This window comes from Anaerococcus ihuae, assembly GCF_928368155.1.
GTDB lineage: Bacteria > Bacillota > Clostridia > Tissierellales > Peptoniphilaceae > Anaerococcus > Anaerococcus ihuae.
Map to the genome: position 1 here is coordinate 49741 of NZ_CAKMRU010000001.1, position 11132 is coordinate 60872.

Here is an 11132-nt window from a genome sequence, read left to right on the forward strand (position 1 = left end):
AGGTTTCATGCTTGAAGTAAAAAATTTTACAAAAAAATATAAAAATGCCAAACTTGCTGTTGATAATATATCATTTACTGTAAATAATGGTGAAATATTTGGGTTTTTGGGTCCAAATGGAGCAGGAAAATCTACAACAATAAAGGCAATTGTTGGTTTGATTAAAAAAAGCAAGGGTGAGATAAGTATTGATGGGATAAAACTTGAAGATGACCCACTTTTATACAAAAATAAATTTTCATATCTTGCAGATAATCCAGATTTGTTTGAGAAATTTACGGCAGTTGAGTACATAAACTTTGTGGCAGATATTTATGGAATTGATGAAAAAACAAGAGATGAAAGGCTTAATACTTATCTTGATTATTTTGATATAAGAGAGGCTATGGCGGATTTGATTTCTTCATTTTCTCATGGAATGAAGCAAAAACTTGCTATAATTTCATCTCTTATTCACGATCCAGACCTTTTGATTTTGGATGAGCCAATGGTAGGCCTGGATCCAAAATCTTCTTTTAATCTTAAAAAAATAATGAGGGAGCGAAAAGAAGCTGGTAAAATGGTTTTCTTTTCAACTCACATTATGGAAGTTGCAGAAAATATTTGCGATAGGATTGCCATAATTTCAAATGGAAAGATTGTTGCCCAGGGAAGACTTGATGAAATTAGGGAAAATCTTAATGAAGATAAGTCTTTGGAGGAATTATTTTTGGAGCTTACAGATGAAAAATAAAAGACTAAAAAGACTTTTTATGAAAAATTTCAAAGAAGAAATTTCCAAATATCTTCCGGGAACAAAAGTCTATGGACTTCCAAATGATTATACTTTAAGAATTTTATATTTACTTTTGATGTATGGTTTTTATACCATTGTTGGTCTTGGGACTTTCGCTTTTTTGGCTTTTACCTATTTAACAAAAAATGATGAATTTTCATATTTTACATCAGCATCATTAATAATAAGTGTATTTGTTGTGATAGGCTCTGCTGTGGATTTAGTTTCAGATTACACTAAAAGCAAGGACATAAATATTTTGATGACCATGCCTATAAAGGATGAAGAAATATATTTATCAAAATTTCTGGCAATAATTTTATCAAAATTTGAAATTTTTTATTTTTATATTTTGATGATTGGAGTCTATTTATTTAATATGGGCTTTTCTTTTATAAGAATTATAGGACAAATAATAAATGTTTTTCCTATATTTCTAACATCAGTCGCCATAATTTCTATTCCCATAATGCTAATTATGAGATTTTCAAATATTAGAAATTACAAGACGACATTTAAATTTATAGGATACGGAATTGCCTTATTTGGGCTTGGTTTTATATATTTTTCAGCCTTTACAAAAGATGGAAGGTCAAGTGATCTAATTTCAAATTTGATGAAAATATTTGTAAAACATTCAGGAAAGTTTTCGTTTTTATTTTTCCATACAAGAATATATGGAAAAAGTTTGAGTGGAAATACCTTGGATTTTTTCTTGTATAGTTTTTCCTTGTATTTATATAGTTTTATAATTTTATTTATACTTGCAAAGCTTGCATCAAAAATCTACCTTGATTCACTTACAGGAAATGAACAGGTTAAAATTCACAAGAAAAGAAAAAATATTTCCTACAAAAAATCATCAACAATATTTGCAATTTGCAAAAAAGATTTTAAAACAATTATAAAAAGTCCGGTTTATCTATTTCCAGTCCTATCATCAATAATTATGCTTACAATTTTGTGGGGATTTGGATCAAGTGGACTTTTTGAACTTATTAAAGAGGCGAATTTGAAAAACAAAGAAATATATTTATTTATAATTTTGGGATCTTTTGTATTCAGATTTTTTGTATCAGGAAATGATATTGGAATAAATTCATCCCTATCAAGAGAAGGGGAGAGCCTAAACCAAACTTTGACACTTCCAATATGTCCAAAAGAAAATGTAATTGGAAGAGCTCTTTCAATAAATACAATAAATTTAATTATAAATTTATCCCTTACAATTGTTTTAAGTCTTATTACAAAGATAAATATTTTGGCAAGTATTTCAATTTTTATAGGATTTAGCTTGTCAAGTCTTATCTCATCCCTACAAGGATTATTGATGGACGCAAATGCGATTAATATTCACTGGGAAAAAGAAAGAGACCTTACAAAAGGCTCATCACAAAATGTTGGATATTATCTAGTAGAAGGATTTATCCTAATAATCGTAGGAGCCATAACTTTTATAATTTATCAATTTACAAATATATATTTTGGTTTTTTATTTGTAATTGCCTTAATTATCCTTGCAATAATATTTTTGTACAAAAAAGTAATTAAAAAATACCAAGAAGGATTTTTTGACTTATAAAAAAATTTAATAACAATAGCACGATGACGAGAAAAATCATATAATTTCAATCAAAATCAATCCCATCTCGAGCAGATAAATATGCCTTGATTTGGGATATTCAACCCTAAAACTAGTGCGAGAGCACGGAAGAATTTACGTAGTAAATGAGTTTTCATAAGCACGGAAAAATTTGCGAAGCAAACGGGTTTTAGTGTCAAGAGATCTCTTATTAAAATTAGTTTGAAATTAATAAAGTTTGAAATATAAAAGAAAGCAAATAATTTATTAAACTATAAAATATAAACTAAACCGAAGCAATCCCATCTCGAGTGAAGTCGAGAGATCTCTTAATTAGACCTAGCTTGTAATTTATTAGAGCCTTGATAATAAATAAAAATAAAAAATAATATCTCGTTTATAACCATATTCCCAACAAAAAAACTTCAAGCAATTTCGCTTGAAGTTTTAAATTTCTAATTATTTAATTTTAGTACCAACCATTGTTGTTCCAAAATGCTAGTGCATTGTCCCATGAACCATATCTTTGAGCTACATATTGATCAGCAACTCTTTCTTGGTTAGCTGGAGAATAATCTCCGTTTAAGTAAGCTGATGATAATTGATATTTTCCAATATATTGACCGTTTCTAGCATTGTATGATCCACCAGATTCTCTTTGAGCTATAATTTGTTTTGCTGATGAATTATTAGCTGTGTAAGATTGAGCAGGTGCTTGGTAAGTTTGAGCTGGTTGTTGGTAAGTTTGGGCAGGTGCTTGATAAGTTTGGGCTGGTGCTTGTGCTTGTGTAGTTTGAGCTGGTGCTTGAGCTACTTGTTGGTTAGCACTTGCAACTTGACCCATTGCATTATTTATAATATGTTGAGAAAGATCTAAAAGATTGCTGTAAACATATCCTTCTTTTCCTTCAAAAGATACTTTAACAAATCCGTTGTTAGCTATTGCTTTAACTTCAACAACATCTCCTGCTTGAAGAACTTGATAAATTTCAGAATCTAAGTTATCAGCTTTTCTAAAGTTTGCTGGGCTTACAACTTTAGCTTCTTCTGTAACATTAAATAAATCTCCATAAACAAAAGCTTCTTTTCCGTTAAAATTAATTTTTAACCATCCATTATTATTTTCTATAATTTCGTAAGCTTTATTGTTGTTGATTCCTCCGATAATATTTGAATCAAGTCCAGCAGCTTCTCTAACATTAACTGCATTTGCCTTGTTTGCATCTTTAACTGCAACAGCAGCTTCTGATTTGTTTGATGCAGTAAAAATTGTTGGTAGTACGATTGCCGCTGCTAGAGCGTATTTTTTTAAATTTATCATAATGATTACTCCTTTTATGTAATTTTTTAATTTATTGTAACTATTTCCTAGTTATATTCTTTAAATTATTTCTATTCCGTAACAATAGTTACAAAATATTTACAACTCGTTTTCACAAGCATTATATTATCCTATGAATGTGTAGAAATTATGTAGAAATAAAAAATCTATATTTTTTAAAAATTTCTAAATTTTTCTTATACTATATTTTTTGTTATAATAGATGAATACAAAAGGAGTGGGTAGATAATGGGATTTGTAAAAGCTGAAAATTTTTCTGATGAAGAACTTCTAAAATTTTTAAAAGATGACGTATATAACGAATATTTGGCAAAAAAAGCCGACAAGGTCAGACAAGAAATTTATGGCAAAGATGTTTTTGTCAGAGGATTAATTGAATTTACAAATTATTGTAAAAATGATTGTTATTATTGTGGTATAAGAAAATCAAATTCAAATGTAAAAAGATATAGGCTTTCTTTTGATGAAATTATTATTTGTGCAAAAATTGGTTACAAATTAGGTTACAGAACTTTTGTCCTCCAAGGTGGGGAAGACTTAACCTATAAAGATGAAGATATTTGTAAAATTGTAAAAGAGATCAAAAAAATTCATCCAGATTGTGCTATTACTCTATCTATTGGGGAAAGGTCAAAAGAATCTTACAAGAAATTTTTTGATGCTGGAGCTGATAGGTTCTTATTAAGAGAAGAAACGTCAAACAAAAATCATTATTATAAAATTCATCCAAAAGAAATGTCTTTTGAAAATAGGAGAAGAGCTCTTTTTGATTTAAAAGAAATTGGATTTCAAGTTGGGGGAGGTTTTATGGTTGGTTCCCCTTTCCAAACAGATGAAGATTTAATATCAGATATAAGATTTTTACAAAAATTGAAACCAGATATGATAGGAATCGGCCCATATTTATCCCAACATGATACTCCATTTAAAAATATGGAAAACGGATCCTACAAAAAAACTTTAAGACTTGTTTCTATTTTAAGATTAATGTTTCCTTATTGTTTGATACCAGCAACGACTGCACTTGGAACAATAAATCCCTTTGGAAGGGAAGAGGGCCTAAAGGCGGGGGCAAATGTCCTAATGCCAAATTTATCTCCAACATCTTATAGAGAACTTTATTCATTATATGATAATAAAATTTGCACAGGAGATGAGGCGGCAGAATGTAGAAATTGTTTGGAACTTAGAATAAAAAAAGCAGGCTACAATATAGTAACCCACAGGGGAGATGTGTCTACTTATAAAAAAATGTATGAATAAAGGCTCTTTTGAGCACGGAGCGCATACAAATTCTCAAGCACGAATATCTAACTCCAAAAATTGATGATTTCTAAATTTTAAAATTCTAAAATCGCAAACTCGCTAACGCGATTACAGATAAATAGCTTAAAATTGTGCCAGTGGCACGATTTTAATATTTATCCCTCGGAATAAAACGAAGAATTAAAATTTAATTGAAGTTAATTGATTTAATAAATTATCATTGCTTTAAATTTTAGAGTGCGATTTTTGACGAATTTTTAAATTTGAAATCAAATCAATTTTTTCCGTATGATATTCTTAGCATGAGAATTTATATACCTTTTCTTCAATTTGAAGCTCTTTATAAGCCTTTTAAATTTCTATTGTTTTTTCTTTTTTATTTTCAAAATATGAAATATGGTCAAAGCCTAAATCTTTTAAATGTTTTATTCCATCATTTATTTTATAGGAAATTGTATCTGGAAAATGAGAATCTGAGCCAAGAGTTATTATATTTCCTCCTAGATTTTTGTATTTTTCTAAAATTTTATCTTTTGGGTTAGCATGTGATAAATCATTTCTAAAACCTGCTGTATTATATTCAAAACCTCTATTTGTTTTTATTAATTCTTTTAAAATTTCTTCAACCAAGTCTTCATAAAATGAAAAATCTGGTATTACTGATTTATCTTCAAGGTACCTGTCAATGTAGTCGATATGGCCCAAAACTGAGAAGTTTTTGCAGGATTTTACGGAATTTAGCATATACTTATAATATTTTCTATAATAATATGCTGGATTTTTTTCTATATTTTTCCTATTTGACCAAACATCTTCAAATTCAACCGCATGTATTGATCCGATTACAAAATCAAAGGGATTTTCTTCGATAAATTTGTTTATTTTATCTGCATTTTCATAGGCTATACCCACTTCAATACCTGCTAGAATTTTTATTTGATTTTTATATTTTTCTCTAAGCTTATATATAGTAGAAAAATATTCTTCAAGGTCAAAGGATATATCTCTAGAATTTTGGCAAAAATTATCCATGTGGTCTGTAAAGGCCATTATTTTTATATCATTTTTTATGGCTGATTTTATATTTTCTTCTGGGTTCGTGTTTGAATCAAAAGAAAAATTTGAATGTAAATGTAAGTCTTGCATATTATTCCTTTCTTTTTTATTCTTTCTTCATATATGATAACATATATTTTCTTTAAGATAAATTTGATAAAAACTACAATTTTTTTAAAAAATTTGATATAATCATAATTAGAAGTTAAACAGGAGAGAGGAATTATGAAAAAAAATAGTAAAATTTTAATTTTGGGACTTGGTTTATCTTTGGCATTCGCACCAATTAATAGCCTAGTTTCAAGTAATATTAATGTTGCATATGCTGAAGAAGCTGTAGAAGAAAATAAAGAAAAAGAATTAAGTCCAGAAGAAGTTATAAAAAAATCTAACGACTTTTTGCAATCTGATGCTTTTAAAGCGTTATCAGAAGATGATAAAAAAAATTATAAAGAATTAATTAAAGATTTAAATACTGAAAACTTAGAAGAAAGAAAAGAAGATATTTTAAATTCTATTAAAAATATTGAATTATCTTATATACAAAAACAATATGAGGATATACAAAAACAATACGATGATTTAAAGAAAGAAGTTTTAAAATTAAATGTGGATTCTTTGTCTGATGATTTGAAAAAAGAAATTGAAGAATACAAAGATTCATATGAAACTTATGAAACTTATGAAGATTACGAAAAACAAATAGAAAATCTCAATAATACTAAATCAAATATTGAAAATTACAATAAGAAGTTAGAAGAATTTAAAAAGATTTTAAAAGAAGGTCTAGATAAAAATAAGAACTCTGGTCTTGATTTTAAGAATGAAAAAGCAGTTTTGGATGATGAAAAATCAAATCTTGATAAGGTAGAAAAAGCTATCGATAGTTTAAATAAAAAAGTTGAAGAGCATAACGCACAAGTCAAAGAGGAAAAAAGAAAAGCTGATATTAAAACTTTAAAAGGAATTATTGACCAAGAAGTAGAAATAAAAAAAGCTACTTATTATAAAAAAGCAAGCAAAGATTTAAAAGATAAATTTAACCAAAGTCTAGAATCTATAAAACAAGCTTACAATAAACTTAATAATAAGGAAGAAGTTAATAATGTAAATGTTTTGGTTAGTGCTTATAAATCAGCTTATAATAATTTAGACGGAAATAAATTTGAAGAAGAACATAATAAACTTTTTGAATATTTTGAAAAAAATAAGGACAAATTATCAGGAGAAGATCAAGAAAAATTTGCTAAATTAATTAATGAATTGCCTGATAAGGAAGATTCAAATTTAGAAAGTATAGAAAAATTAAAAGCTGAAATAGGAAAAGCTATAGAAAAAAATCAAAAAGAAGATCAAAACAAAGGAAAATTGAAAAAAATATCAAGACAAGTTTCAGTTCCAAAATCTGGTAGCGGCATTAAAAAAAGCCGTTCCTTTGTAAGAACAGGAGTAAAATCTGTAGGAATTGTTCTTGTAGTTTTAATTCTTGCAGGAATTGCATATTTCTTTACATCAAAGAAAAGTAAAAAATAATAAATAATAAAGAAAAATCTTCAAGCAAAACTTGAAGATTTTTTTTATTTATTTGAAATATTTTTCCCATTATCAATAAGGTCCAAGACTTCTTTTAAAACTTCTATCCTAGTTCTAATTGTTTCGCCCTCGTCTGTGTCTTTTATTAGCATTCTTGGAATGAGTTTTTCAGTTTCATAAATTTTTGGTGTGTAGGATCCCATATTATCTCTGATATTGGAATAAGAAAGGTGTTCGGCAAGGGCAACATGGTGGGAATTATACATCAATGTGTAGCCTGCAATGCCTGTCTTTTTTTGGTAGGGTTTAGAAATTCCCCCGTCAATTACATACAATTTTCCATTTGCTCTTACGGGTTTTTTACCTTCTTTGACCCTAACTGGGACGTGACCATTTATAATTCTTCTTCTTTCGCATTTCATATCAAATTCATCCAAAATTTTATCGCAAATTTCTTCTTTTTTGTTCAAATCATAATAAGGGTTCATTTTTTCATACTTTAATTTTTTATCGTCTACCAATAGATTTTCAAAATATGAATATTGACTTTTGCCAAAAATTGGAGATTTTTTGCCACAAACGAGATACCAGCATATATCTTGAGCAAATTCTTTTTTCTTTGGATCTTTTGAAAAATAAGCATCTCTTGCAAGTTTATCAAAAATATCTAGCATGGCACGACCTTTGTAGGATTTGCCATTTATTTTCACTTCTTGGAAATTTCCATCCTCATCCATTGGAATACAACCGTGAAATAGGAGAGACCCGTTAGATTTTTTGTACATTGAACCATTTGTATACATGAATTTAATGTGCTTATTTAAAAGAAGATTTTTTGAAAATTCTTTTTGGAGGGTATCGATAATAAATTCTTCCTCGTAGGTTAATTTGCTAGGATCTTTTGGGTCTACAGTTGGGAAATTTGTGTCAAGAAGTTTGGCGTTTTTGTAGGTCATATTATTAAAATCAATATGTTTTAATGAATTCCTATCATCCATATTAAATTCTGGATTTCTTTCAAGAAGCAAGCTATCTAATTTAAACCTAATTACACTCATTGCCTTAAACATTTTTGCAGCAACATCCTTATTGACCTTATCGTAAATATTTTCTTCAAAAATTTTTGGCATAAATCTCTCACAAGGATCATCCCTATAAGTTTTCATAGAAAATTCATAAAGAGGTCTTAAATTTATCCCGTAACCTTCTTCAAGAAAATCAAAATTATTGTAGGAAAAAGCATTACAAAGGCAGGCTGCAATCAAAGCCTTGTTTCCGCTGACAGCTCCCATCCAGGCAAGATCGTGATTTCCCCATTGAATATCAACATTTGGAAAAGCAATTAATTCATCCATAATAACATGAGGTTCAGGACCCCTGTCGTAAATATCCCCAACTATGTGGAGGCTATCAACAGAAATTCTTTGAATTAGAGAAGATAAAACTATAATAAAATCATCGGCAGCCTTATATCTAATGATATTTTCAATTATTTTTTCATAATAAAGTTTTTTATTAAATTCGGAATCATTAGTATACAAAAGTTCATCGATAATTTCCTTGTAATTTGTAGGAAATTTTTCTTTTACCGTATCTTTTGGATATTTGGTAGAAACAAACCTAAACAAATTCACAAGTCTGTGAATGTTTATTGTGTACCAATCATCATCAATAATATTTTCTTCCTTTAATCTTACAAGCTCCATTTCAGGATTATAAATCAAACTTGCAAGATCATCTTGGTCTTTTTTAATAAGAGTATCGCCAAAATATTGGCTGGTTTTATCCCTAATGTTTCCAGCGGCTGATCTTAATAAATGAATAAAAGCCTTAGCCTCACCGTGAAGGTCAGAAAAAAAGTACTCAGTTCCCTTTGGAAGATATAATTTTGCGTTCAAACCAATTAATTCATCAACCAAATGAGTCCTACTTGGATAATTTTCTCTAAGAAGATTTAAATATTTTTCGTTCATAAAAACCCTTTCATAATAATTTCAAAAAAAAGTAAGACTATGCTTACTTTTCTCTCATATCTTTTTCATTAAATTTTACTTGTTCTTTTTCACTATCTTGATCTAAATTTGATTTATCTGTATCTTTAGACTCATCGCTATTATTAACTTCTATAATTTCGACAACATCATCATCTAATTTTAAGTCTTCAATTTCTTCGTCAGTGATATCTTCATTATCTATGATTTCTTTTTCATTTTCGTCTTCAATATTTTTTTGATTTTCTAAATCATGAAAAGAAACAATATCTTCAGAAGAGTTTTCTTCTTTATAATACACTTTGCTTTTTTCCTTTAATGCAATCATTGAGCCAATGATTAAAATCACATTAAAAACATAAGTGATTATAAAAATTTTATCTTTGAGAAAAACATGACCTATAATAGAAAGAAAAATAAAGAAAAATCCTGTGAAAATATTAAATAAAAAATATTCTCCGTTTTTAATTGATTTAAAAATCTTTCTGTCTATTGATGCAATTAATATAAAGATTAAAAATAACATCACAAATAAAATAGGCTTAATTATAGAAAGAGATATATTAGAAAAGCCTAACAAATCAAAAATAGCAAAAACATATTTTCCATCAACGAACATAGAAAATAAACTTGCCAAAAAAAGAGCCAAGCTTAAAAATAAATAATAAATTGCTCCTAAACTTAAAAAAAACTTACTGATTTTTTTCATCAAATCCTCCTATTTAAATTAATTATACCACAAGGATATGAAATATAGTCAATTATAAAAAAGATTTTTGATAAAATTATTTATAGTATAATAAAGAAAAGAAGGGAGATATTATGGAATTCGATAAAGTAATAGGCAAAAGAGTATCAACAAGAAAATTTTTAGACAAAAAAATTGAAAGAGAAAATTTGGAAAAAATTGTAAAAGCAGGAACAAAGGCACCGGTTGGAAGAAGCTTATATGAAAATATGGCTATAACTGTGATTACAAACAAGGATTTTATAAAAGAAATTTTAGAAGAAGCAAGAGAAATTGTCAATGACCCAAAAGCAAATCCAATTTATTCAGCTCCATATTTAATAATAATTTCAGCCAAAGATGGACATGTTACAAGACTTGAAGATACAGCTTGTATAATTGAAAATATGTCCCTAAAAGCAACCGACCTTGAAATAGGATCTTGCTATATAAGAGGAATGTTTGAAAGATTTGATAAAAACGCGAAATTTATAAAAAAATTAAATCTTGAAGAAAATTTCTACCCAGTTCATGGTCTTATCTTAGGATATGCTAAAGAAGAATTAAAAGGAAAAAATCACCAAATAAAAACAAATTATATAGACTAAGATTATTTGACAAAATCATAAAAAAATATATAGTAAGTAAAAAATTCTATAGAGATAAAAATAAAGTTTAAAAATCTCCTAAATTATTTGACACTTACTAGCATGGAGTGATATAATAAACAATTGCTAGAATTCTAATTTAGCGAGATTTTTTATTTATGTAAAAAAGGCTTATTTTAATGTAAAAAAGCCCCAAAATACATAAAAGGTCATAAGCAAAGTTTTAGGCTTAAAGCAAGATAAAGGAGTAAT

General features: G+C 27.8%; 9 protein-coding genes. 5 read left to right on the top strand and 4 right to left on the bottom strand.

Annotated elements, in window-relative coordinates:
• The first annotated feature begins 7 nt into the window (after window positions 1-7).
• A complete protein-coding gene (locus L6653_RS00235; RefSeq protein ID WP_236784785.1) occupies window positions 8-733 on the top strand; it encodes an ABC transporter ATP-binding protein in 726 nt (241 codons plus the stop codon).
• Entirely contained in the window at window positions 723-2357 is a 1635-nt protein-coding gene (locus L6653_RS00240) for a permease-like membrane multi-spanning protein (RefSeq protein WP_236784787.1), read from the top strand. The genes L6653_RS00235 and L6653_RS00240 overlap by 11 nt, the downstream gene beginning before the upstream one ends.
• Before the next feature lie 469 nt (window positions 2358-2826).
• Here the strand turns inward: L6653_RS00240 and L6653_RS00245 are convergent, their stop codons facing one another.
• Window positions 2827-3678, bottom strand: a complete 852-nt coding sequence (locus L6653_RS00245) for an aggregation-promoting factor C-terminal-like domain-containing protein (RefSeq protein ID WP_236784789.1) — start codon at window positions 3676-3678, stop codon at window positions 2827-2829.
• 249 nt (window positions 3679-3927) lie between these two features.
• On the opposite strand from L6653_RS00245, the gene hydE reads away from it, so the two are divergent.
• Window positions 3928-4962, top strand: a complete 1035-nt coding sequence (gene hydE / locus L6653_RS00250; protein WP_236784791.1) for a [FeFe] hydrogenase H-cluster radical SAM maturase HydE — start codon at window positions 3928-3930, stop codon at window positions 4960-4962.
• Window positions 4963-5316: 354 nt separating this feature from the next.
• On the opposite strand, the gene L6653_RS00255 is transcribed toward hydE, so the two are convergent.
• Entirely contained in the window at window positions 5317-6111 is a 795-nt protein-coding gene (locus L6653_RS00255) for a histidinol-phosphatase HisJ family protein (protein ID WP_236784792.1), read from the bottom strand.
• 135 nt (window positions 6112-6246) lie between these two features.
• On the opposite strand from L6653_RS00255, the gene L6653_RS00260 reads away from it, so the two are divergent.
• The gene (locus L6653_RS00260) at window positions 6247-7554 is read left to right on the top strand and encodes a V-type ATP synthase subunit I domain-containing protein (RefSeq protein WP_236784793.1); all 1308 of its coding nucleotides are present in this window, start codon (window positions 6247-6249) and stop codon (window positions 7552-7554) included.
• A 44-nt stretch (window positions 7555-7598) separates the two neighbouring features.
• Here L6653_RS00260 and L6653_RS00265 read toward each other — a convergent pair whose 3' ends face one another.
• Together L6653_RS00265 and L6653_RS00270 are read right to left on the bottom strand one after the other, a co-directional pair.
• A complete protein-coding gene (locus L6653_RS00265) occupies window positions 7599-9527 on the bottom strand; it encodes a fructose-1,6-bisphosphatase (RefSeq protein WP_236784794.1) in 1929 nt (642 codons plus the stop codon).
• Window positions 9528-9570: 43 nt separating this feature from the next.
• The gene (locus L6653_RS00270; protein ID WP_236784795.1) at window positions 9571-10254 is read right to left on the bottom strand and encodes a hypothetical protein; all 684 of its coding nucleotides are present in this window, start codon (window positions 10252-10254) and stop codon (window positions 9571-9573) included.
• Between the two features lie 113 nt (window positions 10255-10367).
• Here L6653_RS00270 and L6653_RS00275 point away from each other — a divergent pair, with 113 nt between their 5' ends.
• Window positions 10368-10880, top strand: coding sequence for a nitroreductase family protein (locus tag L6653_RS00275; protein WP_236784796.1), 513 nt, complete (start codon window positions 10368-10370; stop codon window positions 10878-10880).
• Window positions 10881-11132 lie beyond the last annotated feature (252 nt).

What these genes read in the sequence shown, in the direction of transcription:
- L6653_RS00235 (WP_236784785.1), top strand. Translation starts at nt 8, where the DNA reads ATGCTTGAAGTAAAAAATTTTACAAAAAAATATAAAAATGCCAAACTT.
- L6653_RS00240 (WP_236784787.1), top strand. Translation starts at nt 723, where the DNA reads ATGAAAAATAAAAGACTAAAAAGACTTTTTATGAAAAATTTCAAAGAA.
- L6653_RS00245 (WP_236784789.1), bottom strand. Translation starts at nt 3,678, where the DNA reads ATGATAAATTTAAAAAAATACGCTCTAGCAGCGGCAATCGTACTACCA.
- hydE (WP_236784791.1), top strand. Translation starts at nt 3,928, where the DNA reads ATGGGATTTGTAAAAGCTGAAAATTTTTCTGATGAAGAACTTCTAAAA.
- L6653_RS00255 (WP_236784792.1), bottom strand. Translation starts at nt 6,111, where the DNA reads ATGCAAGACTTACATTTACATTCAAATTTTTCTTTTGATTCAAACACG.
- L6653_RS00260 (WP_236784793.1), top strand. Translation starts at nt 6,247, where the DNA reads ATGAAAAAAAATAGTAAAATTTTAATTTTGGGACTTGGTTTATCTTTG.
- L6653_RS00265 (WP_236784794.1), bottom strand. Translation starts at nt 9,527, where the DNA reads ATGAACGAAAAATATTTAAATCTTCTTAGAGAAAATTATCCAAGTAGG.
- L6653_RS00270 (WP_236784795.1), bottom strand. Translation starts at nt 10,254, where the DNA reads ATGAAAAAAATCAGTAAGTTTTTTTTAAGTTTAGGAGCAATTTATTAT.
- L6653_RS00275 (WP_236784796.1), top strand. Translation starts at nt 10,368, where the DNA reads ATGGAATTCGATAAAGTAATAGGCAAAAGAGTATCAACAAGAAAATTT.